Source organism: Arthrobacter sp. KBS0702 (assembly GCF_005937985.2).
Lineage (GTDB): Bacteria > Actinomycetota > Actinomycetes > Actinomycetales > Micrococcaceae > Arthrobacter.
This window is the reverse complement of the sequence record NZ_CP042172.1, coordinates 1,081,102-1,107,367: the sequence shown is the minus strand read 5'-3', so window position 1 is coordinate 1,107,367 and position 26,266 is coordinate 1,081,102. Positions and strand designations below refer to the sequence as shown.

The following is a 26,266-nucleotide window of genomic DNA, read 5'->3' as shown; positions in this document are numbered from 1 at the left end:
ATGAAAATTGAACTGCTCCACATCGCTGACTGCCCCAACACGGTGCGTGCGCTCGAAAGGGTCGAAGCGGCCCTGGCCGCCCTGGGGCGTGACGACGTCGCGGTCCATTTGCGGCTGATCGAGTCTGCGGCAGACACCGCCGGAACCGGATTCGCCGGTTCGCCCACGATCACGGCAGACGGCGCCGATCTCTTCCCCGGCGGGGCGCCCAGCGTCGAACTCGCCTGCCGGATCTACCCCACGCCCGGCGGCCACGCGGGCGCGCCCACCGTCGAGCAGGTCATCGAAGCGCTGAAGAGCCGCGGCCTCACGCCGTCACAAAGGCGCCGATAGGCAAACGTCACAGCACGTTAACAAAGCACGAGGGTCCCGGAAACGCGGCGTCCCTAGTTTTGAGGGACACCCCGAAGGAGGTCCCCGTGACTGAACGCATTGCCGACGCCATTACCGGCGTTTCCCCGAACCACGACGCCGACACCGCACCCACGGCGCCCGACCGCACAGCACCCGTCGCTCGCACCGCCGTCGGCGGCCCGGCGTTGGAATACCGCCCGGGCCGCTGGATCGCCAACTGGGACGCCGAGAACAAGGAACAGTGGGAGTCCCTGGGCCGCGGCATCGCCCGCCGGAACCTGAACTGGTCCATCTTCGCGGAGTTCCTGGGCTTTGTGGTCTGGCAGCTCTGGTCGATTGTGGTGGTCCAGCTCCCCTCGGCCGGCTTCCGCTTCTCCACGAACGAGATCTTCTGGCTGATCTCGATGCCCAGCCTGGTCGGCGCGACGCTCCGGATCCCCTACACCTTTATGGTCCCGCGCTTCGGCGGCCGGAACTGGACCATCGTCTCGGCCCTGCTGCTGCTGGTCCCCTCGACCGGGCTGGCCCTGTGCGTGGGGAACCCCGGCACCCCGTTCGGCGTCATGCTGCTCGTGGCCGCCCTGGCCGGCTTCGGCGGCGGCAACTTCGCCAGCTCGATGGCCAACATCACCTTCTTCTACCCGGCCCGCGAAAAGGGCTGGGCGCTGGGACTGAACGCCGCCGGCGGGAACCTCGGCGCCGCCGTCGCCCAGCTCGCCGTCCCGATCGCCGTCACGCTGCTCGCCGCGGGTGCCGTTAACCTGCCCGTGGCCGGCCTGATGTGGATCCCCCTGATCCTGCTGGCCGCATTCGGTGCTTGGAAGTACATGGACAACCTCACCAGCGCCAAGGGCGACGTCGCCGGCTCGCTCGCCGCCGTCAAGGAACCCCATCTGTGGGTCATGGCGCTGCTCTACATCGGCACCTTCGGCTCCTTCATCGGCTTCGCCGGCGTGTTCCCGAAGCTGATCAAGGACTACTTCCCGGCGTTCTCCTCGATCGGCGTCGGCACCGTGGCGTTGTCGCTGGCGTTCCTGGGCCCGCTGGTCGGCTCGCTGGCCCGGCCCTTCGGCGGCAGGATGGCGGACCTGCTCGGCGGGGCGCGGATGACCGTCACCGCGTTCGCCGCAATGGCCGTGATCACCCTGACCATGGTCTGGACGCTGCCACTGGGGAACTTCTGGCTCTTCCTCACCCTCTTCCTGGCGCTGTTCACGGCCAGCGGCTTCGGCAACGGGGCCACCTACCGGATGATCCCGGTGATCTTCGCCCTGCACAGCCGCGCGGCCCGTTCCGGTGCCAGCACCGTGGCCACCCAGCGTCTGGCGTCCTCCGCGCTGGGCCTGATTTCCGCGATCGGTGCCTACGGCGGCTTCGTCATCCCGCAGGTCCTCAACGCCTCCAACACCGCCAGCGGCTCCTACACCCCGGCCTTCTACGGTTTCGTCGCCGCCTACCTCGTGATGCTGGCCGTCTGCTGGGCCTGCTACCTGCGCCCCGCCACCCGCCACGGAAAAGGACACGTCTAAATGACCGACGGCGCCGCCACGCACTGCCCCTACTGCGCGCTCCAGTGCGCCATGACGCTGACCGCTCCGGCAAGGGCTGCCGCTCCGCTGGAAGCGGCCCCGTTGGAGGTGGCCGGCCGCGACTTCCCCACCAACCGCGGCGGGCTGTGCCGCAAGGGCTGGACCTCGGCGTCGTTGCTGGAGCACCCGGGGCGCGTCACCGAGCCGCTGCTCAGGGGCGCCGACGGCGTGCACCGCCCGGTTAGCTGGGACGAGGCCCTGGAACGCATCGTCACCGCGGTGAAGGCCACCCGCGCCCGCTACGGCCCGGACGCCGTCGGCGTGTTCGGCGGCGGCGGGCTCACCAACGAGAAGGCCTACCAGCTGGGCAAATTCGCCCGGCTGGCCCTCGGCACCTCACGGATCGACTACAACGGCCGGTTCTGCATGTCCTCCGCCGCCGCGGCCGGCATGCGCGCCTTCGGCTTGGACCGCGGCCTCCCCTTCCCGCTCGCGGACCTCGACGCCGCCAGCACCATCCTGCTGCTGGGGTCCAACGTGGCCGAGACCATGCCGCCGTTTGTCCAGCACCTGCAGGGCGCACGCGACGCCGGCGGCCTGATCGTCGTCGACCCCCGCCGCTCCGCCACCGCGGCGTTCACCGCCGACGGCGGCGGCCTGCACCTGCAGCCACTGCCCGGCACCGACCTGGCCCTGCTGCTGGGCCTGGCGCACGTGGTCATCCACGAAGGGCTGGCGGACAGCGGCTACATCGCGGAGCGCACCACCGGCTACGCGGCGCTGGCCCGCAGCGCCGCCGGCTACTGGCCCGAGCGGGTGCAGACCCTCACCGGCGTCCCGGCCGGGCTGATCCGTGACACCGCCCGCCGGCTGGCCGACGGTGCCCGCCGGGGCGGCAGCTACATCCTGACCGGCCGCGGCGTCGAACAGCATGTGGACGGCACGGACACCGCCACCGCCGCCATCAACCTCGCCCTGCTGCTGGGCCTGCCGGGCTCGGCACGCAGCGGCTACGGCACCCTCACCGGCCAGGGCAACGGTCAGGGCGGCCGCGAACACGGCCAGAAGGCGGACCAGCTCCCCGGCTACCGCAAGATCACCGACCCCGCCGCCCGCGCCCACGTCGCATCCGTCTGGGGCGTGCCGGAGTCCTCGATCCCCGGCCCCGGCCTCCCCGCCGTCGAACTGCTCAGGTCGCTGGGACAGCCCGACGGCGTCCGCTGCCTGTTCGTGCACGGCGCCAACGTGGCGGTCTCCGCACCGGACGCGAACGCCGTGATCGCCGGGCTGCGCAGCCTGGACTTCCTGGTGGTCTGCGACTTCTTCGTATCCGAGACGGCGGCCGAGGCGGACCTGATCCTGCCGGTCACCCAGTGGGCCGAGGAAGAAGGCACGCTGACCAACCTCGAAGGCCGGGTGCTCCGCCGGCGCCGGGCCATCGCTCCCCCGCCCGGGGTGCGCAGCGAACTGTGGATCATGGCCCGGCTGGCCAGGCTGCTGGATGCGCCGTCGACCTTCAGCGAAGATCCGGAGACGGTGTTCGAGGAACTCCGCCGCGCCTCCGCCGGCGGGCTCGCCGACTACTCGGGAATCGACTACGCCCTGCTGGACCGCGGCGAGGAAGCCTACTGGCCCTACCCGGCCGGCAGCACCGGGACGCCGCGGCTGTTCCGGGACTCCTTTGCCCATCCGGACGGCCGGGCGGTGTTCACCCCGGTGACGCCCCGCGGCCGGACATTTGCCGCGGTTCCGGAGGCCGCGGGCACGCCGATGACCCTGGTCACCGGGCGCCTGCTGGAGCACTACCAGTCCGGTACCCAGACCCGCCGGGTGGCCGCCCTTTCCGCGGCACGCCCCGAGGCCCGGCTGCAGCTGCACCCGGCGTCCGCCGCGGCGCAGGGCATCGCCGAGGGCGACGTCGTCGCCGTCGCGAACGGGCGCGGCGAGGTCCTCTGCCGGGCCGAGCTCAGCGCGGCGATCCGGCCGGAGACCGTGTTCCTGCCGTTCCACTTCCCCGGGCTGGAGAGCGCCAACCGGCTCACCGAGGCGGCCACGGACCCGCTCTCCGGGATGCCCGAGTTCAAGACCAGCAAGGTGTGGGTAAGGCCGGCTTCGGCCGGCGCCCGCGCGGAGGTACTGCAGATGGAGAGTGCGCCATGACGGAGCGGATTGTGGTGGTGGGCTTCGGCCCGGTGGCAGCGCGGCTGATCGACGAGCTGCTGCCGGCGGTGCGGAGCGGGCTGGTACACCTGACCGTCGTCGGTGAGGAAGCGGAGGCAGCGTACAACCGCGTGCTGGTGGCCGACCTCGGCGTCGGCCGGACTACGGCGGGCGCCCTGGCGCTGGCCGACGCGGCCGCACTGGTTGCCGACGGCGTGGACGTCCGGCTGGGGGTCCGGGTCCGCCGGGTGGACCGGGCCCGGCAGCGGGTCCTGCTGGGCGACGGCAGCTCCCCCGGCTACGACCGGCTGGTCTTCGCCACCGGGTCACGCCCGGTGATCCCCAACCTCACCGGGCTGAACCCGGATCCGGCCGCCCCGGTGCTGCCCGCCGGTGTGACGGCGCTGCGGGACCTGGCGGACGCTTCGGCGTTGCAGGCGGCGGTGGCGGGCGGTAAGCGCGTGGTGGTCCTGGGCGGCGGCGTGCTGGGCCTGGAGACGGCGCTGGCCGCGGCCGAGGAGGGCGCCACCGTGACCGTGGTACACAATGGCCCGCACCCGTTGGGCCGCAATATCGACCGCGGTGGCGGTGCCGTGCTCGCGGCGTCCCTGCGGAACTGCGGTGTGCGGGTGGCCGGCAACGCCCGCTCGGTCGCCGTGGAGACCGGGGACGACGGCGGCTTCACCGCGCTGCTGCTGGACGACGGTTCCGCGATCGACGGCGAGCTGCTGGTGCTCTCCTGCGGTGTGCGGCCGCGGACGGAGCTGGCGGAGGGCTGCGGACTGTCGACGGCGGCAGGAATCCTCGTGGACCACCGTTTGAGGGCGCACCACGAACCCCACATTTTCGCGATCGGCGACTGCGCCGAGGTCCGCTGCCCCGACCCGGACTGCCTGGCCTGCCGGAGCGCCCGTGGGCCGGCCGGGCTGGTAGGCCCGGGCTGGCGGCAAGCCGAATGGCTGGCCGGGTACCTGACCCTGCTGGCGTCCCGCTCTGATGCCGAGGCTGAAGCCGTGCCGCCGCTGCCGGCGGAACAGCCGAGTGTCTTGGTGCTCAAGGCCCGCGGCCTGACTATGGCCGTGGCCGGCGATGTGTCCGCCGAGCCCTGGGACGAGGAGGCTTTGACCGCCGGGGCCGTGGGTGGGCGGGCGCGGCTGCAGGTGGCCCAGTGGTCCGACCCCGAGCACGGCCGCTACGTCAAGATGACCACCCGGGCCGGCGTGCTCGAGGGCCTGGTGGCGGTGGGCATGCCCCGCACCGGGGCCGAACTGGTGCAGCTCTTCGAACGCGGCGCCGAGCTGCCGGCGGACCGGTCGCTGCTGCTGCGGCTGGACGGCCCGGACCAGGCTCCTTCTACTGCCGCTGATCCCGAGCGGACCGTGTGCCGCTGCGCCGGGGTCAGCGGAACCGCCATTGCCGCCGCGGTGACCGGCGGCTGCGGGACGGTGGCCGAGGTCTCCAGGGAGACCCGCGCCGGCACCGGCTGCGGCGGCTGCCACGAGGACATCAAGGGGCTCATCGAGAGGCACTACCAGGGGGCGGGGGTTTGAGGACTTGGCGGCAGTGCGTTGCTAGACCACGCTGTCGAAGCGCTTCTGCCAGTCGTCATGCTCGCGATCAGAGTGAAACCGGCGGGCGGCGGTCCATCTGGGCAGGTAGTCCGGTGACGGCAACTCACGGGCCGGAGTGGTCTTGGGCCTGACCGGCGCGTCCGCGACACCCTTGGCTACTGGCCTGGTCCGGACGGGCTGGGGCCTCTGTGGCCGTTGCTTCTTTTGCGTCCCATACGGGTGGGCGTCCTTGCTGATGTAGACCCACAGTATCCGGAAGAATGCGCAGAGGATGATTCCGAACACGATCCACTGCCAGAAGGCGACCACCAGCGAGACGACGATCAGCGCGAAGACAAGGCCGCCGGACGCTCCGTGATTTTTGCGGGACTTCCCCATGGCGGACACTATGCCAAATGTACCGCCGCCGGAGGTAGGGGACTTTATCCCTGATCGCCCACCCCTTCCGAGGGACGGCGGGGCCTTTCTCCCCTTGGCCCGCCCACTCTCACAGACTTCAATGGACACAGGTTCTCACCGTCTCCAGGAGGCAACTGTGTCCGTCCCCATCATCCTGGCGGTGGCCGCCGTCGTCGTGGTCGCCGTCGTGCTGGGGGTTGTCACTAAACGGCAGACGGACCCGCAGCGGCGGTCCGCGGCCCTGGTAAAAACTGGCGCGGCACTGATGGCGGTCTTCACCGTGTTCGGCGGGGCGTTCATCGGCGGTTACGCCATGGACGAGCCGGGCGGCACCGCCGGGGTGCTGATGATCCTGGCCTGGGCGGCGCCGATGCTGATCCTCGCGGCCCTCGCCTGGTTCTGGCCGGCCGGGACCGCTCCCCTGCTGCTGGCGCTGACCGCGGCATTCGTCGCCATCTGTGTGTGGTTCGCCCTCGACCCGGCCACGGCGCGCAGCTTCCAGGACGCCAACGGGCCGGTGCTCGCCGTCGGCGTCGTGGCACTGGCGTTCCCGGCGGCCGTCCTCGGGCTGAAGCGCACCGGGCTGGCCGGCTGGCTGCTCCTGGCCCTGGGTGCGCTGCCGCTCCTGATCACGATCGTCGGCAGGTCCGGCCCGGCGGCCTCGCTGGCCGCGGCAAGCGTGGTCCCGTTGATCACCGGGGCCGTCTACCTGGTGGCGGCCCGGATGGCCCGCGGGAGTTCGACGCCGGACAACGTGCGGGCCGCAGCGGCCTAAGTGTCCGCGGCGGGCAAACCGGCCAGGAAATCCTCGGCGAAACGGCGGACGCCGTCCCACTCGGTGTAGACGTAGTCGCGGGACAGGTCCGTGTCCGGTGAGCCTTTGCTGCTGGTGATTCTCTTCATCATGTGCCGTTTGAGGAAGCCGTACTGGGTGTAGGGCAGCGCGCCGGCGAAGAGGCCGACGTGCGCCGGCCGCCAGCCGGTTTCCTCCTCGAACTTCTCCACATAGCCTTCCGCGCTCTCCTCGTCCCCATGGGCGGCGAGGCTGACCGAGAACAGCGCCGAGGGCAGCCGCTCCAGCGCCGCCCTGTTCGCGCGGACGAAATCCGTGACAAACCCCTCGTGCTTGCCCATGTGGACCGAGGCGCCGACGATGACGCCGTCGCAGTCGTCCGGGAGGTCATCGCCGGCGCTCTGCAGGTCGACCGCCCGGGCCTCGTGGCCGTGCTCGCGAATCACGTAGGCGATGTACTCGGCGATCCGGGCCGTCTGGCCCTCGACGGTCCCGAAGGGAATGTAAATGTTGGCCATGGTCCACCGTGCCCGCCACCCGCGGCCCGGGGCTAGGGTCCAATGTCACCGGACGGGGTTGAAAATGGGCGGGTCTTGACGGCGACGGCGGCGCGGCATGTGATGGACGGGGCCGCACCCTTCGCATTCGGGTGTGGACAGACGCCGCACGCCCAAGGCAGCACCACGATGAAAGGACAGGACATGTCCCTGCTCGACTCCGCCCTCTGGGAGGGCAAGATCTACCTCAACGGCTGGCGCGCCGGCGGCGGCGGAACCGGCACCAGCGTCGAGCCTGCCACCGGCGAGACCCTGGGCAGCTACGGCGTCGCCTCCGTAGCGGACGTCCGCGAAGCTTCCACCACCGCCGCGAAAGCGCAGAAGGAGTGGGCCGCCCGCAATCCCGAGGAACGGGCCGCTGTGCTACGCCGCGCCGGCCAGCTCTGGGAGGAGCACGGCGCTGAAGTCCAGGACTGGATCGTCCGTGAATCCGGCGGCATCCCGCCCAAGGCCGGGCTGGAGACGCACATCGCCGCCAACGAATGCTATGACGCCTCCGCGCTGCCCTCGCTGCCGGCCGGGGACGTGCTCACCTCGAACGAGAACCGCTGGTCCTTCGCCCGGCGCCGGCCGGTGGGCGTGGTCTCCGTGATCGCGCCGTTCAACTTCCCGCTGATCCTCTCCATCCGCGCGGTCGCCCCGGCCCTGGCCCTCGGCAACGCCGTACTGCTCAAGCCGGACCCCCGCACAGCGGTGTGCGGCGGCGTAAGCGTGATGCGGATCTTCGAGGAGGCCGGACTCCCGCCGGGGCTGCTCTCGCTGCTGCCCGGCGGCGCGGACGTCGGCGCCGCCGTCGTCGAAGCCCCCGAAGTCCGCGTGATTGCTTTTACCGGCTCGACGGCGGCCGGCCGGAAGGTCGGCGAAGCGGCCGGGCGGCTGCTCAAGCGCGCCCACCTGGAACTCGGCGGCAACAACGCGCTGATCGTGCTGCCCGGCGCGGACCTGGCCAAGGCGGCGTCCGCGGCGGCGTTTGGATCGTTTATGCACCAGGGCCAGATCTGCATGGCGGCCGGTCGGCACATTGTGCACGAGGACATCTACGAGGACTACGTCGCCGCCCTGTCCGAGAAAGCCGGTCATCTTCCGGTGGGAGATCCGAAGAGCGGCACCGTGGCGCTGGGCCCGGTGATCGATGAACGGCAGCTGCAGCGGGTGGACGGCATCGTGCAGGACGCGGTGCAGGCCGGGGCCCGGCTGGCCGCCGGCGGCACCCACGACGGCCGCTTCTACCAGCCCACGGTGCTGGTGGACCTGGCCCAGGACAGCCCGGCCTGGAAGGACGAGATCTTCGGCCCGGTGGCGCCCGTGATGAAGTTCTCCACCCTCGATGAGGCGGTGGCGCTGGCCAACGACAACGAATACGGCCTCTCCATCGGCATATTGGGCGACGTCGGCATGGCCATGACCATCGCGGACCGGCTGGACTCCGGCAAGGTCCACATCAACGAACAGACCGTCTCCGACGAGGCGAACTCACCCTTTGGCGGGGTGAAGAACTCCGGCAACGGCTCACGGATCGGCGGGCACCACGCCAACATGGAGTCCTTCACCGAGATCCAGTGGCTCACGATGCGCCCGGACATCGCGCCCTACCCGTTCTAGGACCGGGGCGCCCGCGATCCGGCGGTCTGCACGAGGGCCTCCAACCAGTGCTGGTGCTGCTTTTCGATGCTGCGCTTCACCAGCGGTCCCAGCAGCCGCGCGATGATTCCGCCTTGGACCTCCTCGGTGACGATCAGGGTGCCGCCGTCGGCCGTGCGCTGCAGATCCCAGCGGTGGTAACCGGTGGACCCGCGCCCGGCGCCTTCCCAGCCCAGCCGTCTGCACGGCTCGAATTCGCGGACTGTGCTGGCGACCCGCAGGCCGAAGGTGGTCCAGCTGAAACGGGACGCACCGTCCAGCCGGGATCCGCCGCCGTCGAGCACCACGTCCCGGGCGTTGCGGTACCAGCTGGGCCACGCCTCCGCTTCGATGAGTACCGGCCAGAGCTGTTCGGGCGAAAGCTGGGTGTGGAGTTCGTTGTAGGCATAGACCCGGGCCGTGGCGGGCTCGAAGCCCGCGGGCCAGTCGGTGGTTTGCTTCACTTGGTGCTCCTGAACTGTAGGCGGAGGTAGGCGTCGAAAAGGCCCGACCCCAGGAACCGGCGGGACTGGACGATGGCCTTGGCGGCAGGGGTGACCGTGTACCGGGTGCGGGGGCGCCGGGCCGTTGCGGCGTGTTCGACGGCGACGGCGACGGCGTCGGGCTCTGCAGCCAGGACGGGCGAGGCGTAGGAGACGGCCATCTGTTCATCCGCCGCCGCCCGCAGTGCCGCGTACGGACCCGCCGCCTGTCCGGAGGACGCGAGGGTCCGGGCGGCGGTGGCGCCGAAACCGGTGCGGATCAGGCCCGGTGCGATCAGGGAGGTGTGGATCCCGAAGGGCGCGGTTTCGAAGCGGAGCGCGTCGGTGATGGCCTCCACGGCGTATTTGGTGGCGTGGTAGTAGCCGCCGACCGGGAAGGTGACCCGGCCGCCCATCGAACCGATGTTGATGATGCGGCCGGCCCCGGCCGCGCGCATGCCCGGAAGAACCAGCTGGATCATCCGGGAGAAACCGAAGACATTCGTCTCGAACTGGCGCCGGACGGCATCCAGATCAGCCTCCTCGATGGTTCCGTACTCGCCATAACCGGCGTTGTTGATAAGCACACCGACGCTGCCGTGACGCTCCTCCACGGTGCGAACAGCCGCGGCCATCGAGGCTTCGTCCGTGACGTCGAGGGCCAGGACGGTCGCCCCGGCGTCAGCCAGGCCGGTGAGGGCGTCGGTTCGCCGCGCGGTGGCGTACACGGTGAACCCGGGGCGCTTGAGCAGGCGTTCGGCGGTGGCCCTGCCAATGCCGGAGGAGGCGCCCGTAATCAGGACTGCAGTGGTCATGGTTGTTCCTTCTCGGAGGTGAGGTGGGTGAAACCGGCGACGAAGATGTCGACGCCGCGGCGTAGGCGGTCGGGCAAGTCGGAGGGGTCGGACACTCCCGCTTCCAGGCCACGGGTGAAGGCCAGCAGCATCTCGGCGGCGTCCCTGGCATCGGCTCCCGGGTAGGACTCCTGGATCGTCCGCGTCAGCAGGCTGAGCATCGCCTCGTCGTAGCGGCCCAGCACGTCCGGAGACAGGCGGGTGTCCACGCCCAGGAGCTCGGCCGCGTGCGCCGGGCTGTCCCGCCAGATCTGCAGCACCAAGGCCAGTTTTGCCAGCAGGATTCCTGCCAGCCGGTCCCCCGGGTCCGCGCCGGCGGCAGCTGCGCCCTCGGAGGCTTTAAGGGCATCCGCCAGCAGTCGTTCCACCAGCGCACGGAACACGTCCTCCTTGCTGCGGAAGTACTGGTACAGCGCGGGACGGGAAATACCGGCCTGCTCCGCCAGGTCGTTCATCGTCGTCCGCCGCGCACCGTGCCGGGTGAAGCACACGTAGGCTGCATCGACGATTTCGTCGGCTCGATCACTCATGCTGACAATATATGCATAAAGTGTCAGAATGTAAACGCAGGGTTGGACTGCTGCCTACGGAAGCTGGTCCGCAGCGCGGTCCAGCATCTGGGAAGCGGCGCGGAGATCGGCGTCGCTGAGGCTTCGGGCCGTGACCTGCGCGGTCAGCAGAACGTCGGCCCGCAAAGCATTGATGAGGACGGTCTCCTGCGTCTCCCCGGAAGGGAAAACATGGTGCACCCGGACGGCGAGGACTCCCGTTGTCCGGGCCGGAACGCTGATGCGCCGCCCGGCCGACTGAATGGTGCCGTCTTTACCGCCCGACAGCGCCACCTCCGGGCAGCGGTCGACCAGGTCGGCCAGCGCGTCCCTGGCCCGTCCCATGGCCTGCGGGTCCAGCCCCGACATTGCACTCATCGACAAGGCGCTCATCGACTCAACGTCCCGTGAATCCCCCGGCAGCACCGAGATCGCGGCGGCCGTTGCGCCCTTCGTGACGTCCAATGCGTTGGCGAATGCCAGCCCGGCGCAGCCCGCCGGATTGGCAGTGTAGCGGTCGCTGGATTCCCTGAATTCGCTGAGTTCGTCGCGGATCTGGCGGGAGGACAGTGTTCCGACGACGTGGTCAGCGGGAGCGGGAGCGGACTCCAGCAGGTGCAGAAGCTCGGCCTCTGTCCGCGCCGCCTGTGCCGCCGTCGACGGCGGCGAAGTCTCCGGTGCCGCAGTCGACGCCGAAGCCGACGGCGCCGTCGCCGTCGCCGCACCGCCGCAGGCGGTCAGCAAAGCGGCGCCGAGGCCGAGGGCCGCCAGGCCGCACACCGCCGTGAGTTTCACAGTCCCCCAACCGTCCGAGGCTCCCGCCGTCGGACGCCTGGAGGCAGACTAGCCCGGCCGGCGCTCCCGGAAAAGGGCCTGCTGTCCGCGGCTTACGCATCCCGTCTGGACGCCAACGAAGTCTAACCGCCCAAGTAGTTGCCTCAGGAAACAAGTAGTCTTCCCCGGCTCCGGCCAGTGGTTTTTGCCATGACGCCCAGCAGAGGCACTTGTGAAGGTGCCTAACAAGTTTAGTAGCCCCTACTCGGGTCCAGTCTTGGGTCTCCCAAATATGTTTTGAAGGTCGCAGCGAAGCTACTCAGAGCCGCCGCCATCCGAGGGGGATTCAAAGCATATGCATACTTTCCGAGGCACCTTTATGCCCGCTTCCGATTTCGTTTCCATGCCCATCTGTCCTTCCCGCCGGGATGTGCCGTGATGGGCCTCAACCTTTCGCAGTGGCATGAATACCTGCCCATCGCATTGGCTGGCCTGGTCGTCTGGGGCCTCTGGCTTTACCGGGTGATTCTCTCCAAGCGCTCCCGGCCTGTGGTCAACAACTTCAGCACCACCACGTCCGTGATCGTCCCGTCCTTTCACGAGGATCCCGACATCCTTCTGCGCTGCCTCGACACGTGGCTGGCCCAGAACCCCACGGAGATCATCATTGTCCTGGACGTCCGGGACACCGAGGCCTACGAGCGCATCAGCGCCTTGGGGATCCCGTCGGTGCGGCCGATCCTCTTCAGGCACGCCGGCAAGCGGTCGGCGCTGAGCCGGGGAATCAGGGATGCCACGGGTGAAGTGCTCGTGCTCGTCGACTCGGACACGTCCTGGCAGCCCGGGCTGCTCGCCTCCGTCCAGATGCCGTTTGCGGATCCGCTGGTCGGCGGGGTGGGAACCCAGCAGAACGTTTTCCAACGAGAATCGAGCATCTGGCGCCGGATCGCCGACTGGATGATCAACCTGCGCTACTACAACTACGTGCCGGCCATGGGCGCAGCCGGCGCCGTGGCTTGCCTCTCGGGCCGGACCGCTGCCTACCGCAGGTCCGTGGTGGTTCCGTTGCTGCCCAACTTGGAGGACGAGTTCTTTCTGGGCCGTCGCTGCATCGCCGGCGACGACGGTCGGCTCACCTGGCTGGTCTTGGGCGCCGGCTTCAAAACCGTGCACCAATCCAGCGCCCGGGCGCTGTCGATGTTCCCGAACACCCTCAGCGCCTTCATCAAGCAGCGCGTGCGCTGGAGCCGGAACTCCTACCGGTGCTACCTCACCGCCATCCACAAGGGCTGGCTATGGCAGGTACCGTTCGTTACCAAAGTGACCGTGCTGCAGATCCTGCTGACGCCGGTCACGATGGGGGTCACCATGGGCTACCTGCTCCTGAGCCGCCTCGAGCTCACCAGCACCGGCGTTGCCTTCGCCATCGGGTGGATGCTTCTTGGCCGCGGCATCCGCGGCATCTCGCACCTGAAACGGCACCCTGGGGAAATCTTCCTGCTGCCCCTGGTAGCGGTGATGGTCATCATCGTTGCCCTGCCGGTCAAGACCTACGCCCTGCTCACGATGAACAAGCAGGGATGGCTGACACGCAGCGAAAACCAGATCGGCGGCGCAGGCCAGAATGCCTCGACCCTGAGCACCGCGGAGGCTGCGGCATGAAAAAGCACACAGCACTGGCAGCCCTTGCGGCAGCCCTCTTGCTCACCGGCTCCCCTGCCGCTACTGCCGCGGTCCGCGCGACCACCCCCACTCCTGCGCCTTCCCCCAGCGGGCCCTCCGCCGGCGCCTCCGACCTGGACCCGGTGGTTACCGACGGCAGCAACTACAAGGGCAACCCCGACAACGAGGCGGCCCTGGTCGCCAGCGAGGACAAGCGCCTGATCCAGGTCAAGACGGAATCCTCCATCGCGCGCTGGACCGGCACCAACCTGGACGTGCCCTACCGCGTCGCATCGGGCACCGGCTACACGCTGGTCCTCACGGCCCGTGTCAAGGACTACACCATTGACGACCTTCTCTCCCTGGCCCCGAAAACCTTTGTCCGGCAAATCGACGGCAGTTACCTGCTCAGCGAAAATCTCGTCGTCGAGTCAGGTGCGACACTGACGCTCGGCAGTGGGACCGTGCTGAACCTTGAGATGCTCAGCACGTCGCAGAAGTTCGTGTCGATCATCAACTACGGCGGACGACTGAATATCGCCGGCACTGCCTCCGCCCCCGTCAAAGTCACCAGCTGGGACACCGACCACGGGTCCGCCCGCAAGATCACCGACAACGGCCGCGCCTACATCCGCTCCATCGGGGGAACGGTCGCCATCGACCATGCGGCTTTCGCGGACCTCGGGTTCTGGAGCGGCAGGACCGGCGGCTTGTCCATGACCGGATCTGACCGGCCAATCACGGGAGCCATCCGGGGAGCCGGGGCGCCGGCGTTCAAACAGGCCAAGAGCCATAAGCACCCGCACCCCAGCTCCACACCGGCCGTCCCCACGGCACCGGACCCCGCGGCTCCGGTCCCCGGCGCCGTCCTGCCCGGCGGTCTTATGCCGGACCAGGCTGCCGGAGCGGGCTCGACCGACTTCAGCTACGTCACCGCGTCTGTGGTCGATACAACAGTCACCGGCAACGTCTACGGGCTGTTCCTGGCAAACGCAGTCGGGGTCAGCGTGCACAACGTCGACGTCGAAAACAGCATGATGGACGGGATCGTGCTGCACCGCAACGTCTCCAACGCGACCCTGGTGGATTCGATCGTCCGGCACAGTGCCCTGAACGGATTCCGGCTTTCCCGCGCCATCCGGGCGGTTCGGCTGGATACCGACAAAGCCGAAGACAACGGCCGCGACGGCGTGTACATCGACGGCCGGCCATTGGCCACCGGCCCCTCGGCCACCGGCACCCCGATCAGTTCCTCCGGAAACGACGTCGTCCTCATCAACAGCACCCTGGCGGACAATCCGCACTACGGACTGGAGGTCCGCGGAGGCAGGAATACGACCATCCGGTCCAACACCGTCTCCGGCAGCGAGATGGGCATCGTCGTCCAGGACGCCGCCGCCGGGGTCACCGTCGACGGGAACCGGCTCAGCAGCCTGGGCAGCCAGGCGATCGCCCTGCGGGACGGCGTGACCGGGGCCAGGGTCACCGACAACACGGTGTCGGGCGGAATCGTGGGCATCTACCTGCGCGACGCCGCGGCCGACGTCGTCAGTAACAGCGTCAGTGGCGTCACCAGCCACGGGATCTCCGCCCAGGGCGCCGCCGCCGTCAACATCAAGGCGAACAAGATCGCCGGCTACGGACCGAGCGCCGTTGATCTGAAGCGGGCCGGAAACGCCACTGTCGCCAACAACAGCACGAACGACTGGACGCTGACCAAGTCGTTCTGGCAGCTGCTGGTCTCCTTCTTCCAGCCGCTGACGATCATGTGGACGGTCCTGGCCCTGGTCCTGATGTTCACCGCCCTGCGCGGCCGGCGTAGGCAGCGCACCATCCGGCACCCGTACGCGGCCCAAGCGCCGATGAGCATGTTCGCCGACTTGGATCCGTTGCTGGTCAGGCCAGACTCACTCGGTCCGGTCGCTCGCGAAACGGACGAGTCCAGGCGGAGCCGCCGCCGCGCGGCCCCGGCCCACGCCCACGAGCCCAGGTACGGCACTGCATCCGGGCCCGCGTCCGTGGAAGCGGCCGGCACATGATCGGCCGCTGGGCTGCGGTCGTTCGGCGGGTGTCCCTACCCTGGATGCTGGTCGTCGGCCTGAGCGTGCTGCTGCTCGCCGCCGTCGCCAGCCTCGCAGTCCTAACCACCTCGCTGCGGGCGCCGACAGCCGCTCCCGTCCCGGCGTCCGACACCCCGACGGCACCCGCATCACCGCCAGCATCCCAGCCGCGTCCGGACACGGCGACAGCCGACCCGGCGCCCTCAGCGGAGAAGACGCCGTCGGCGAAGAAACGCAAACCTGAGAAGACTCCGATGAGCCAAGTGGCCCTGGACGCCCGCCCCGGGCAGGGCCCCCTGCCCTCAGACCAAGGGGTCGACTGCCCGGCGCCGACCGTGCCCGTCGCGACCTCCGAACAGCTGAACGCGGCCCTGGACTCCGCCAAACCCGGCGACGTCATCGGACTCGCCGACGGCACCTACACCGGGAACTTCACCACCAAGGCTTCCGGCACAGCCGAGAACAGGATCTTCCTCTGCGGGTCGCGGAACGCCGTCCTGGACGCCGGGGATACGGGCACCGGCTACGTCTTCCACCTCGACGGCACCAGCTACTGGGTCCTCTCCGGATTCACCGCCCAAAACGGGCAGAAGGGCATCGTCGCCGACTCCAGCAACGGCTCGGTCATCGAACACCTCACGGTGACGAACATCGGCGACGAAGGCATCCACCTGCGCAAGAACTCCAGTAGCAACCTCGTCATCGGGAACACGGTCAGCCACACCGGCAGCAACAGCGAAAAGTTCGGCGAAGGCATCTACGTAGGAACCGCCGTCAGCAACTGGTGCACCTACAGCGACTGCCAGGCCGATGAAAGCAACTACAACATGATCGCCGGCAACAACATCTCCAACACCACCGCCGAGAACATCGACATCAAAGAAGGAACCGTCGGCGGCGTCATCAAGAACAACCGCTTCGACGGAACCGGCATGACCGCCGCCACGGCATGGATCAACGTAAAGGGCAACGCCTGGACCATCGAAGCAAACGAGGGCCACCACTCCCCGCAGGACGGCTACCAAACCCACAACATCCTCGACCAATGGGGCGATCACAACCTGTTCAGCCGCAATACCGGTTCGGTGGACGGCGCCGGCTACGCATTCGCCCTCCGGCCAGCCATGAACAACGCCGTCGCATGCTCCAACACGGTCGGCGGTGCCGGCAGCGGCCTCAGCAACATTCCCTGCACCACCACCTGAAACGCTGCCCCGCCGCACACCATCCCGCCGTGCACTGTCCCGCCACACACTGTCCAGTTTCCGAAGGAAAGGTCTCAGCCATGTCCCAGATCCCCGCCCAGATGACCACGCCGCCCATCGTCGAACACCCGCGCATCACCGTCGTGGGCACCGGTTACCTCGGTGCCACCCACGCCGTGTGCATGGCACTGCTCGGCTACGACGTCGTTGGACTCGATGTCGACCAGGCCAAGATCGACCAGCTGGCGGCCGGCGTCCTGCCAATCTTCGAGCCGGACCTCGAAGAGAAGATGCAGGAGGCCCTGGCTTCCGGCCGGCTCCGCTTCAGCACTGATGTCGCCCTGGCCGCCGCCCACGGGGACGTCCACTTCATCTGCGTCGGGACGCCACAGTCGAAGGGCTCGGACGCCGCGGACCTGAGCTACGTCGACGCCGCGGTCACGTCCCTGGCCCGGGAGTTGAGCCGGAAGTGCCTCATCGTCGGGAAGTCCACGGTGCCGATCGGGACCGCTCGGCGACTGACCGCGCTTGTCCGCAGCACGGCTCCGGCCGGGGATCTGGTGGAGCTTGCCTGGAATCCGGAGTTCCTGCGGGAGGGCTACGCCATCAAGGACACCCTCGAACCCGACCGGCTGGTCTTCGGCGCGGAGTCCGACTGGGCACGCGCCCAGCTGGCCGCCTGCTACGCCTCCATCATCGCGGCAGGAACCCCGGTGGTGTCTACCGACCTCTCCACCGCTGAGCTGGTCAAGGTCGCCGCGAACTCTTTCCTGGCCACCAAAATCTCCTACATCAACGCGATGGCGGAAGTTTGCGAGGCCACCGGCGCCGACGTCAGCCATCTGGCCCTGGCCCTGTCCTATGACAGCCGGATCGGGGGAAGATTCCTCAAGCCCGGCCTGGGCTTCGGCGGGGGGTGCCTGCCCAAGGACATCCGGGCGTTCGCGCACCGGGCCGAAACGCTGGGCGTTGGACAGGCCGTTTCTTTCCTGCGCCACGTTGACGCCATCAACCAGCGCAGGCGCCAGCGCACGGTCGATCTCGTCTGCGAACTCGTCGGCGGCCAACTGTCGGGAGCGCGGATCGCCGCCCTTGGCGCCGCTTTCAAACCGAATTCCGACGACGTCCGGGACGCGCCGGCCCTCGACGTGGCACGCATGCTGCACGAGGCGGGGGCCGTCGTGACCGTCTACGATCCGGCGGCCATGGCGAACGCCCGCCGCCGCTACCCGGACCTCAGTTACGCCCAGTCACTCGATGAGGCCGTTATGGGAGCCCAGGTGGTCGTCCTGCTCACGGAGTGGGACGAATTCCGGAAAGCGGATCCGCTCCGGCTGGGTGAACTCGTGCAGACCAGGTTCATCGTGGACGGACGGCATGCCCTCGACGCAAACCGCTACCAAGCCGCCGGCTGGGATTACCGCGCCCTGGGCCGGCCGGTGCGGGCAGGCTCCGTCACGGTGATCGAGTTCGAAACCGCCGAACGAACGGCTCAACTCGGCGCGCGGTAGTTACATGTGGACGTGAAGCCGCCGTGCCGCTTCGGAGATGGAGCCGCTCAGCGACGGGTACACGGTAAAGGTGCTGGCGACGTCGTCGACGTGCAGTTTCTGCGTGACCGCGAGGGAGATCGCGAAGATCAGCTCTGAGGCGTTGGGTCCCACGACGACGCCGCCGATCACGGTGCCCGAGCCCTTGCGGGCGAAGATCTTGATGAAGCCGTCCTTGTGGTTGCGCATCTTGGCGCGGGCGTTGCTCTTCAGCGAGAGCTTGATGACGTCGCCCTGGTAATTGCCGGAGTCGATCTCGGCCTCGGAGACGCCGACGTTGGCGATCTCCGGCGAGGTGAAGATGTTCGACGCGACCTGGTGCAGTTTCAGCGGGGTGACGCTGTCGCCCAGGAAGTGCGCGATCGCGATGCGTCCCTGCATGGCCGCGACGGAGGCGAGGGCCAGCACGCCGGTGCAGTCGCCCGCGGCGTAGATGTTCGGCGCGGTGGTGCGCGAGACGCCGTCGACCTTGATGTGGCCGCTTTCGGTGAGCGCGACGCCGGCCTCCTCAAGGCCGATCCCGGCGGTGTTGGGGATGGACCCGACGGCGACCAGGCAGTGGCTGCCGGTCACCTTGGAGCCGTCGCCGAGGGTGACCACAACGCCGTCGTCGGTCCGCTCCACTGTCTCGGCGCGCGCCCTGGAGAGCACCTTGACGCCGCGGCGTTCGAAGACGCCCTCGAGCACCTCGGCGGCGTCCGTGTCCGAGCCTGGCAGCACGCGGTCGCGGGAGGAAATCAGGGTGACCTTGGAGCCGAGGCCGTTGTAGGCGGAGGCGAACTCGGCGCCGGTGACGCCGGAACCCACCACGATCAGTTCCTCGGGGAGCTCGTCCATGTTGTAGATCTGCGCCCAGTTCAGGATGCGATCGCCGTCCGGGCGGGCCGTGGGCAGCTCGCGCGGGTGGGCGCCGACCGCGAGCAGGATGGCGTCGGCTTCAATGGTCTCGGTGCCCTCGGCGGTGAGGACCTCGATCGTGTGGTTGTCCAGCATCTTGCCGGAGCCGAGCAGGATGCGGACGCCCTGGCCCTCCAGGCCCTTCTGGATGTCGGCGGACTGCTGCCGGGCCAGGCCCAGCAGGCGGTCGTTGATGTGCTTGAGGTCGGCGCGCATCGTCGGCGTGCAGTCGCCGCCGTCGAGGTCGAACTTCACTCCCAGCTCGCCGGCCTCGCCCACGCGGGTCATCAGGTCCGCCGTCGCGATCAGGGTCTTGGACGGTACGACGTCGGTCAGCACGGCGGATCCGCCGAGTCCGGCGCGTTCAATGATGGTGACCTGCGCCCCCAGGGAGGCTGCGACCATGGCGGCTTCGTAGCCGCCGGGCCCTCCGCCGAGAATCGCGATACGGGGTGCGCTGAAATCGGGATGCGTAGTCACAATCATCCATTGTCCATCATCCGGTCCGGCGCCACCAATAAGGATGCTGGGCAGCGCGGTGCCGGCACGGTAGCTTGTACCAGTGAGTAATACAGAATTCCTGAACACGGACCCCTTCGACGCCGCCCGCGCCGCCGCCGACTACATCGCCGAAGAGACCGGCGTTGACAGCCACGACGTGGCGCTGGTGCTCGGCTCGGGCTGGGGCGACGCCGCCGAACTGATCGGCGAGACCACCGCGACGCTCTCCGCGGACGAGGTCCCCGGGTTCTCCTCACCCTCCGTGGTGGGCCACGTCGGCACCATCCGCTCCGTGCTGACCCGCGAGGGCAAGCGCGCCCTGGTCCTGGGCGCCCGCACGCACTACTACGAAGGCAAGGGCGTCCGCGCCGTTGTGCACGGCGTACGCACCGCGGCCGCCGCCGGCTGCAAGACACTGGTCCTGACCAACGGCTGCGGCGGGCTGAACGAGGAGTGGGCGCCGGGCACCCCGGTGCTGATCAGCGACCACATCAACCTCACCGCCACGTCCCCGCTTGAGGGGGCCACCTTCGTGGACCTCACCGACCTCTACTCCTCGCGGATCCGCGGCCTGGCCCGCGAAGTGGACCCCAGCCTCGATGAGGGGGTGTACGCCCAGTTCACCGGCCCGCACTACGAGACCCCGGCCGAGGTGCAGTACGCCAAGCGGATCGGCGCGTCCCTGGTGGGCATGTCCACCGCGCTTGAAGCCATCGCCGGACGCCACGCGGGCATGGAGGTCTTCGGCATCTCGCTCGTGACCAACCTCGCCGCCGGCATCAGCCCGGTGCCGCTGAGCCACGCGGAGGTCCTCGAAGCCGGCCAGGCCGCGGGCCCGCGCATCTCCAAGCTGCTCGCGGAGATCATCGCCAAGCTCTGACCCGGGGCGTCAGCCCCGTTGACCGGGGGCCGCTGACCGGGGCCCGGGTGTCAGCCGGAGGCGGCGCTGAGGTGCCGGACGGCTTTCTCCCGGTCCCCGGGGAACCGGCGCTCCATGGAGTCGGCGATCCCGGCGATGGTCTGCCGCGCCAGCGCCTGCCGCCACACCAGTTCCGCCTGCCGCATGGTTTGCGAGATCAGGCAGGTCCGCACGAAGTTCTCCTGCCGGTCCGCTTCCGGGACGCTGCCCAGGATGCCTTCACAGCGGAACGCCGGTTCCTGTCCCTCCAGGGCCAGGACCACATCCAGCACCGTGATGTTCTCCGGCCTGCGCGCGAGGTGGAAGCCGCCGCGGGGGCCGGAGACCGAAGTCAGGATGCCGGCCCGGACCAAGGCCTGGAGCTGCTTGTTCAGGTACGCCGCGGGTAGCCGGTATAGGGCCGCGAGCCGGGCACTGTTCACGGCCTCCCCCGGCGGCGTCCAGGACATGTTGACGCAGGAGTGCAAGGCCCATTCCACCCCACGGCCCATTTTCATATTCAAGACGTTACGTGTCCGGAAAAATCGGTGTCAATGACCCGCCGCTGCGCCGGCCGCGGTCTTGAGCGGATCCTTCGGAAGTCCTGCGCCGGGCCCGAGTGTGACGGAACTGTAAGACCTGACCGCGCTTGTCGGGGCGCGCCGGGCCGAAGTTTGGCACTAGTTTGGTACCCATGACGTCTTCCGATGCCGCATTCACCCAACTGTTGAGCGATGCCCGCACCTGGGCCGCCCAGGACCCGGATCCCGCGACCGCCGCCGCGCTGGCCGAACTGGTCCGCCTCGCCGACGACGGCGTCGCCGGAGCCCGGCAGGAACTGGCCGACTGCTTCAGCGGCACACTCCAGTTCGGCACCGCGGGACTGCGGGCGGCCCTCGGCGCCGGCCCGAACCGGATGAACCGTGTGGTGGTGCGCCGCGCCGCCGCGGGCCTCGCCGCCTTCCTGGTCGGCACCGTCGGTCAGGCGGCACCGGGAACCCGGCCGCGCGCCGTCGTCGGCTATGACGCCCGCTACAACTCGGATATTTTCGCCGAAGAGACGGCCGCGATCCTTACCGCCGCCGGCATCGAGACGTTCCTGATGCCCTCCGCACTGCCCACCCCGCTGCTCGCCTACGCGGTCCGCGCCCTGGACTGCGACGGCGGCGTGATGGTCACGGCCAGCCACAACCCGCCGCAGGACAACGGCTACAAGGTCTACCTGGGCCGGCACGCCGTCGAGGAGAGCGGACGGGGCGCCCAGATCGTCGCACCGTATGACGCCCTGATCGCCGCGGAAATCGACGCCGTCGGCGCGCTGGACTCGATCACGCTGGCCGGCGACGGCTGGACGGTGCTGGACCCGTCGATCGCGGCCGACTACGAGGCCGCCGTCGCCGCCCTCGCCGCCCCGGACCGCTTCCCCGCCCGGGACCTGAGGATCGTCCTGACCCCCATGCACGGTGTGGGCGGCGAGACGGCCGTGGCGGTGCTCAACGCAGCGGGCTTCGCGGACGTCACGCTGGTCGCCGAGCAGGCGGAACCGGACCCCGACTTCCCCACCGTGAACTTCCCGAACCCCGAGGAGCCCGGCGCCCTGGACCTCGCGCTGGAAACCGCAGCCCGGGTGGGCGCGGACATTGTGATCGCCAACGACCCCGACGCCGACCGCGCCGCCGTAGCCGCCCAGGACCCGGACACCGGCGCCTGGCGGATGCTCCGCGGCGACGAGGTGGGCGCCCTGCTGGGAGCGCACGTCGTGGCCCGGCTGGCTTCCGGGGCCGGCAGCGCGGAAACCACCGCCGGTGTCTTCGCCAATTCGATTGTCTCCTCACGGCTGCTGGCGCGGATCGCCGCCACTGCGGGCTACGCCCACGAGGAAACCCTCACCGGCTTCAAGTGGATCGCCCGCGTGCCGGGCCTGCTCTACGGCTACGAGGAGGCGCTGGGTTACTGCGTCGCTCCGTCGCTGGTGCGGGACAAGGACGGGATTTCGGCCGCCGTGCTGATCGCCGAACTCGCCGCCGCGGCGAAGGCCGAGGGCAAGACCATCTTCGACACCCTGGACGAGCTGTACCTGGTGCACGGGCTGCACGCCAGCGACCAGCTCAGCATCCGGGTGGCGGACCTGGGCCTGCTGGACGCCATGATGAACCGGCTGCGGGTCAGCCCGCCGGACTCCTTCGGCGGCTCCGCCGTCGAAACCGCGGCGGACCTGGCGGCGGGCAGCGAACAACTGCCGCCCACCGACGGACTGCTGTATCTGACCAAGGACAGCACCCGCGTCATCATCCGCCCCAGCGGCACCGAACCGAAGCTCAAGTGCTACCTCGAGGTGATCCGCAGCGTGGGATCCGCTGCCGAACTGCCGCAGGCGCGGCTCGAGGCGCGGGCGGCCCTGGACGGTGTCCTGGCCGACGTGCGCGAGGCGCTGGGGCTCTAGAGCTCCACCTCGATGTAGCCCTCTGCGATCCGGGCGGCGAAGGTGCCAAGACGCAGCTCCGGGTTGCCCAGGCACTCCCCCGTCCCGAGGTCGTAGACCTCCTTGTGCAACGGGGACGCCAGGGTCGGCCGGGGGCCGCGGGAGCCCGTGATACCGCGGGCCATCACGTGCGCCCCGGTCGCCGGATCGGCCTGCTCGACCGCGAAAACCTCACCGGCGGCGGTGCGGAACAAAGCCACCTGGCGCCCCGCAACCAGCGCGGCTTCGCCCCAGCCGGGCTCCAGGTCCTCGACGGCGCACACCCGGTGCCAGGCGGTTCCGGCTCCCGCGATGCGCTGAACAAAGCTGCGGGCTGCGCTTTCCAGTACGGCAGTCATGTTGGCCCCTCTCAAAGTTGCCTGACTCAAGGTTTTCCAAATCAAGGTTTTCCTGGCCACTGCTGCGGCCACAATCCCACGCTAGGACCGCGGTGTTTCAACGGTGTGCGGCCAATGTGTCCGGCCGGTAAAAGAGACCTCACGCCGCCGGAAACGCGTCCGTGATGCAGAAGTTAAGATCACGAAACAAAAGGGAAACTGAAGCGAAACTGCCGGTCCCTAGGCTGAACGGACCAGCTGATCCACCGGGCTTATGAACCGAACTAATGAACCGGGCGGATCACCACAGCTGGATCGACCCGTTGCAGAGCACCGCCTGCGGCCCAACGAAAGGCCACCCGTGACCGGACAGACCGCCAGCCCCGAAAACGCCACTCCCCGCACGCCCTCCGGGCAGGACGCCCGCCGCGTCGTCGTCGCCGGCGGCGGACCCGCAGCGCACCGCTTCGCCGAGGCCATGCACGCCCGCGGCCTCGACGGCTGGCACGTCACCGTCCTCACCGAGGAAGCCCACCTGCCCTACGACCGCGTCGCGCTCAGCAAGGCCCTCACGGACGCCGACGTCGACCTCACGCTCGGCAGCGCCGCCATGTGGGAGCACGAGGCCCTCACCCTCAGGACCGGCGAGCGCGTCACCGGCCTCGACGCCGCCGCGAAAACCGTGCACACCGCGGCCGGCACCGCCTACCCGTACGACGAACTGGTCGTCGCCACCGGCTCGGACGCCGCCCGCCTGCCCATTCCCGGCGCCGAACTCACCCACGTCTACCGCACGCTGGAGGATGTCCGGGCCATCAACCAGGCAATCGCGGAGCTCACCGAGAAGCTGGGCCGCAAGGTCAACGCCGTCACTATCGGCGGCGGGCTGCTGGGCCTGGAATCCGCGGCCGGCACCGAGCAGCTCGGAGCCACCCCGATCGTGATCAACGGCTCCCCCTGGCTCATGAACACCCAGCTGGACGAGGGCGCCGGGCAGGCCCTGGGCCGGCTGATCGAGGCCAAGGGCTTCACCGTCCACGGCGGCGTCTTCCCCGCCGAAGTCCTCGCCGACGACGACGGCCAGGTCACCGGCGTGCTGATGGCCGACGGCCGGATCATTGACGCCGACCTGGTGATCGTCGCGATCGGCGTGAAGCCCCGCGACGAGCTGTTCCGCACCGCCAACGAGGCCGGGCCGGCCGGGGGCCAGCTCTTCGAGCTCGGCCCGCGCGGCGGCGTCGTGATCTCCGACGATTGCTCCACCGAGGTCCCTGGCATCTGGGCCATCGGCGAGGTCGCCAATTTCGGCGGCATGTGCCTGGGACTCGTGGCACCGGCCAACACCATGGCGGAGATCGTCGCGGACCGGCTGCACGGCGGCGCGGCGACCTTCCCGGGGTTCGACACCGCCACCAAGCTCAAGCTCTCCGGCGTCGACGTCGCCAGCTTCGGCGACGCCTTCGCCCGGACGGAACACGCCCTGGAAATCGTCTACGCCGACCCCGCCCGCGGCGTCTACCAGAAGATCGTCACCACGGACGACGCCAAAACCCTGCTCGGCGGAATCTTCGTCGGCGACGCGGCCCCCTACACGTCCCTGCGCCCCCTGCTGGGCCGCGAACTGGCCGCCGAACCGGGCGCCTACCTCACCGCGGCCGGCGGCGGGGACGAAGTCCTGGAGGCCAGTCTCCCGGACGACGCCATCCTGTGTTCCTGCAACAACGTGACGGCCGGATCCATCCGCGACGCCGTCAACGGCTGCGGCGCCTGCGACGGCCAGGCCCCGGTCCGGGAACTTGGCGAGCTCAAGGGCTGCACCCGCGCCGGAACCAGCTGCGGATCCTGTGTCCCGATGCTCAAGAAGCTGCTCGAAACCGAGCTGACCAAATCCGGCGTCGAGGTCTCCAAGGCACTCTGCGAACACATCGAACTCTCCCGGCAGGAACTCTTCGAGACCATCCGGGTCCTGGAACTGGCCTCTTTCGAGGAGGTCATGGCCAGGTGCGGCACCGGGGACGGCTGCGACATCTGCAAGCCGACGATCGCCAACATCCTGGCCAGCCAGAACAGCGCCTATGTCCTGGACGCCGGCCGCGGCACGCTGCAGGACACCAACGACCGTGCCCTGGCCAACATGCAGAAGGACGGCAGCTACTCCGTGGTGCCGCGCATCGCCGGCGGCGAGATCACCCCGAAGAAACTGGGTGTGATCGCCGCGGTGGCCGAAAAGTATGGTCTCTACACCAAGATCACCGGCGGCCAGCGGATCGACATGTTCGGTGCCCGGCTGGAGCAGCTGCCGGAGATCTGGAAGGAACTGGTGGACGCCGGGTTCGAATCCGGCCAGGCCTACGGCAAGAGCCTGCGCACCGTGAAGTCCTGCGTCGGCTCCACCTGGTGCCGCTTCGGGGTGCAGGACTCGGTGGCCATGGCCATCGCGCTGGAACTGCGCTACCGCGGCCTCCGCAGCCCGCACAAGCTGAAGATGGGCGTCTCAGGCTGCGCCCGCGAATGCGCCGAGGCCCGTGGCAAGGACGTGGGCGTGATCGCCACCGCCGACGGCTGGAACCTGTACGTCGGCGGCAACGGCGGCGCCACCCCGGCGCACGCGCAGCTGCTGGCCAAGGACCTCGACGACGAAACCCTGATCAAGTACATCGACCGCTACTTCATGTACTACATCCGCACCGCCGACCGCCTGCAGCGCACCGCGCGCTGGCAGGAGGAACTCGACGGCGGCATCAAGCATGTCGAGGACGTGGTGGTGCACGACACCCTCGGCATCGCCGCGGACCTTGAGGCCGCCATGGCCAAGCACGTGGACACCTATATCGACGAATGGGCCGACACCCTGAAGGATCCCGAGCGCCTGCGCCGCTTCCGTTCCTTCGTCAACGCCCCGGACCAGAAGGACGATTCCATCACCTTCGTCCCAGACGAGCGCGGCCAGATGCGCCCGGCCACCGCAGAAGAAAAGGCCCGGGCCGGCGAGCAACCGGTCCTCATCGGCGCCAGCATTCCGGTCCGGTCCAGCAACGAGAACGAGGTTTAGC

General features: G+C 69.2%; 22 protein-coding genes. 13 read left to right on the top strand and 9 right to left on the bottom strand.

The genetic code is table 11. The features are described from left to right. The 4 genes from FFF93_RS05025 (at position 1) to FFF93_RS05010 (ending at position 5,593) form a co-directional block, all read left to right on the top strand. Positions 1-333 (top strand): thioredoxin family protein, encoded by a 333-nt coding sequence (locus FFF93_RS05025; protein WP_138769896.1) that lies wholly within the window; start codon positions 1-3, stop codon positions 331-333. A 206-nt stretch (positions 334-539) separates the two neighbouring features. Further along, positions 540-1,883, top strand: coding sequence for an MFS transporter (locus FFF93_RS05020; RefSeq protein WP_261375396.1), 1,344 nt, complete (start codon positions 540-542; stop codon positions 1,881-1,883). Next, entirely contained in the window at positions 1,884-4,043 is a 2,160-nt protein-coding gene (locus tag FFF93_RS05015; protein WP_138769898.1) for a molybdopterin oxidoreductase family protein, read from the top strand. Then, positions 4,040-5,593: an FAD-dependent oxidoreductase gene (locus FFF93_RS05010; protein WP_138769899.1), complete on the top strand. Its 1,554-nt coding sequence runs from the start codon at positions 4,040-4,042 to the stop codon at positions 5,591-5,593. Before FFF93_RS05015 ends, FFF93_RS05010 begins: the two co-directional genes overlap by 4 nt. Positions 5,594-5,614: 21 nt before the next feature. Here FFF93_RS05010 and FFF93_RS05005 read toward each other — a convergent pair whose 3' ends face one another. After that, positions 5,615-5,992 (bottom strand): hypothetical protein, encoded by a 378-nt coding sequence (locus tag FFF93_RS05005; protein ID WP_138769900.1) that lies wholly within the window; start codon positions 5,990-5,992, stop codon positions 5,615-5,617. A gap of 157 nt (positions 5,993-6,149) precedes the next feature. On the opposite strand from FFF93_RS05005, the gene FFF93_RS05000 reads away from it, so the two are divergent. Further along, positions 6,150-6,788, top strand: coding sequence for a hypothetical protein (locus FFF93_RS05000; RefSeq protein WP_138769901.1), 639 nt, complete (start codon positions 6,150-6,152; stop codon positions 6,786-6,788). Here FFF93_RS05000 and FFF93_RS04995 read toward each other — a convergent pair. Then, positions 6,785-7,324 (bottom strand): flavodoxin domain-containing protein, encoded by a 540-nt coding sequence (locus tag FFF93_RS04995; RefSeq protein ID WP_138769902.1) that lies wholly within the window; start codon positions 7,322-7,324, stop codon positions 6,785-6,787. The genes FFF93_RS05000 and FFF93_RS04995 overlap by 4 nt on opposite strands. Positions 7,325-7,507: 183 nt before the next feature. Between FFF93_RS04995 and FFF93_RS04990 the strand changes: the two genes are divergently transcribed. After that, positions 7,508-8,965 (top strand): benzaldehyde dehydrogenase, encoded by a 1,458-nt coding sequence (locus FFF93_RS04990; RefSeq protein ID WP_138770530.1) that lies wholly within the window; start codon positions 7,508-7,510, stop codon positions 8,963-8,965. Here FFF93_RS04990 and FFF93_RS04985 read toward each other — a convergent pair. From FFF93_RS04985 to FFF93_RS16900, 4 genes are read right to left on the bottom strand one after another with little or no spacing between them, the layout of a single operon-like run. Then, positions 8,962-9,447 (bottom strand): SRPBCC family protein, encoded by a 486-nt coding sequence (locus FFF93_RS04985; RefSeq protein WP_138769903.1) that lies wholly within the window; start codon positions 9,445-9,447, stop codon positions 8,962-8,964. The genes FFF93_RS04990 and FFF93_RS04985 overlap by 4 nt on opposite strands. Then, positions 9,444-10,280, bottom strand: a complete 837-nt coding sequence (locus FFF93_RS04980; RefSeq protein WP_138769904.1) for an oxidoreductase — start codon at positions 10,278-10,280, stop codon at positions 9,444-9,446. Before FFF93_RS04980 ends, FFF93_RS04985 begins: the two co-directional genes overlap by 4 nt. Continuing rightward, positions 10,277-10,849, bottom strand: a complete 573-nt coding sequence (locus tag FFF93_RS04975) for a TetR/AcrR family transcriptional regulator (protein WP_138769905.1) — start codon at positions 10,847-10,849, stop codon at positions 10,277-10,279. Before FFF93_RS04975 ends, FFF93_RS04980 begins: the two co-directional genes overlap by 4 nt. Before the next feature lie 54 nt (positions 10,850-10,903). After that, positions 10,904-11,662: a hypothetical protein gene (locus FFF93_RS16900; protein ID WP_186372236.1), complete on the bottom strand. Its 759-nt coding sequence runs from the start codon at positions 11,660-11,662 to the stop codon at positions 10,904-10,906. A gap of 417 nt (positions 11,663-12,079) precedes the next feature. Between FFF93_RS16900 and FFF93_RS04960 the strand changes: the two genes are divergently transcribed. The 4 genes from FFF93_RS04960 (at position 12,080) to FFF93_RS04945 (ending at position 18,079) form a co-directional block, all read left to right on the top strand. Next, positions 12,080-13,303, top strand: coding sequence for a glycosyltransferase (locus tag FFF93_RS04960; RefSeq protein ID WP_138770531.1), 1,224 nt, complete (start codon positions 12,080-12,082; stop codon positions 13,301-13,303). Beyond that, positions 13,300-15,342, top strand: coding sequence for a right-handed parallel beta-helix repeat-containing protein (locus FFF93_RS04955; protein ID WP_186372235.1), 2,043 nt, complete (start codon positions 13,300-13,302; stop codon positions 15,340-15,342). Before FFF93_RS04960 ends, FFF93_RS04955 begins: the two co-directional genes overlap by 4 nt. Positions 15,343-15,371: 29 nt before the next feature. Further along, positions 15,372-16,568 (top strand): nitrous oxide reductase family maturation protein NosD, encoded by a 1,197-nt coding sequence (locus FFF93_RS04950; RefSeq protein ID WP_222424648.1) that lies wholly within the window; start codon positions 15,372-15,374, stop codon positions 16,566-16,568. Between the two features lie 80 nt (positions 16,569-16,648). Further along, a complete protein-coding gene (locus FFF93_RS04945) occupies positions 16,649-18,079 on the top strand; it encodes a UDP-glucose/GDP-mannose dehydrogenase family protein (protein ID WP_261375303.1) in 1,431 nt (476 codons plus the stop codon). Here the strand turns inward: FFF93_RS04945 and FFF93_RS04940 are convergent, their stop codons facing one another. Further along, positions 18,080-19,495 carry an NAD(P)H-quinone dehydrogenase gene (locus tag FFF93_RS04940; protein ID WP_138769908.1) on the bottom strand — a complete coding sequence of 472 codons (1,416 nt, stop codon included), beginning with the start codon at positions 19,493-19,495 and terminating at the stop codon, positions 18,080-18,082. Positions 19,496-19,577: 82 nt separating this feature from the next. On the opposite strand from FFF93_RS04940, the gene FFF93_RS04935 reads away from it, so the two are divergent. Next, positions 19,578-20,396, top strand: a complete 819-nt coding sequence (locus FFF93_RS04935) for a purine-nucleoside phosphorylase (protein ID WP_138769909.1) — start codon at positions 19,578-19,580, stop codon at positions 20,394-20,396. A 50-nt stretch (positions 20,397-20,446) separates the two neighbouring features. Here the strand turns inward: FFF93_RS04935 and FFF93_RS04930 are convergent, their stop codons facing one another. Next, positions 20,447-20,914, bottom strand: coding sequence for an Rrf2 family transcriptional regulator (locus tag FFF93_RS04930; RefSeq protein ID WP_261375301.1), 468 nt, complete (start codon positions 20,912-20,914; stop codon positions 20,447-20,449). A 194-nt stretch (positions 20,915-21,108) separates the two neighbouring features. Between FFF93_RS04930 and FFF93_RS04925 the strand changes: the two genes are divergently transcribed. Beyond that, entirely contained in the window at positions 21,109-22,857 is a 1,749-nt protein-coding gene (locus FFF93_RS04925) for a phospho-sugar mutase (protein ID WP_138769911.1), read from the top strand. Here FFF93_RS04925 and nirD read toward each other — a convergent pair. Then, positions 22,854-23,234, bottom strand: coding sequence for a nitrite reductase small subunit NirD (gene nirD, locus FFF93_RS04920; RefSeq protein ID WP_138769912.1), 381 nt, complete (start codon positions 23,232-23,234; stop codon positions 22,854-22,856). The genes FFF93_RS04925 and nirD overlap by 4 nt on opposite strands. Positions 23,235-23,691: 457 nt before the next feature. Here nirD and nirB point away from each other — a divergent pair, with 457 nt between their 5' ends. Continuing rightward, positions 23,692-26,265, top strand: coding sequence for a nitrite reductase large subunit NirB (nirB, locus tag FFF93_RS04915; RefSeq protein WP_261375395.1), 2,574 nt, complete (start codon positions 23,692-23,694; stop codon positions 26,263-26,265). Position 26,266 lies beyond the last annotated feature (1 nt).

Excerpts from the sequence above, each read along its gene's own strand:
- FFF93_RS05025 (WP_138769896.1), top strand. The coding sequence starts at position 1 with ATGAAAATTGAACTGCTCCACATCGCTGACTGCCCCAACACGGTGCGT.
- FFF93_RS05015 (WP_138769898.1), top strand. The coding sequence starts at position 1,884 with ATGACCGACGGCGCCGCCACGCACTGCCCCTACTGCGCGCTCCAGTGC.
- FFF93_RS05010 (WP_138769899.1), top strand. The coding sequence starts at position 4,040 with ATGACGGAGCGGATTGTGGTGGTGGGCTTCGGCCCGGTGGCAGCGCGG.
- FFF93_RS05005 (WP_138769900.1), bottom strand. The coding sequence starts at position 5,992 with ATGGGGAAGTCCCGCAAAAATCACGGAGCGTCCGGCGGCCTTGTCTTC.
- FFF93_RS04995 (WP_138769902.1), bottom strand. The coding sequence starts at position 7,324 with ATGGCCAACATTTACATTCCCTTCGGGACCGTCGAGGGCCAGACGGCC.
- FFF93_RS04990 (WP_138770530.1), top strand. The coding sequence starts at position 7,508 with ATGTCCCTGCTCGACTCCGCCCTCTGGGAGGGCAAGATCTACCTCAAC.
- FFF93_RS04980 (WP_138769904.1), bottom strand. The coding sequence starts at position 10,280 with ATGACCACTGCAGTCCTGATTACGGGCGCCTCCTCCGGCATTGGCAGG.
- FFF93_RS04975 (WP_138769905.1), bottom strand. The coding sequence starts at position 10,849 with ATGAGTGATCGAGCCGACGAAATCGTCGATGCAGCCTACGTGTGCTTC.
- FFF93_RS04960 (WP_138770531.1), top strand. The coding sequence starts at position 12,080 with ATGGGCCTCAACCTTTCGCAGTGGCATGAATACCTGCCCATCGCATTG.
- FFF93_RS04955 (WP_186372235.1), top strand. The coding sequence starts at position 13,300 with ATGAAAAAGCACACAGCACTGGCAGCCCTTGCGGCAGCCCTCTTGCTC.
- FFF93_RS04945 (WP_261375303.1), top strand. The coding sequence starts at position 16,649 with ATGTCCCAGATCCCCGCCCAGATGACCACGCCGCCCATCGTCGAACAC.
- FFF93_RS04925 (WP_138769911.1), top strand. The coding sequence starts at position 21,109 with ATGACGTCTTCCGATGCCGCATTCACCCAACTGTTGAGCGATGCCCGC.
- nirD (WP_138769912.1), bottom strand. The coding sequence starts at position 23,234 with ATGACTGCCGTACTGGAAAGCGCAGCCCGCAGCTTTGTTCAGCGCATC.
- nirB (WP_261375395.1), top strand. The coding sequence starts at position 23,692 with ATGCACGCCCGCGGCCTCGACGGCTGGCACGTCACCGTCCTCACCGAG.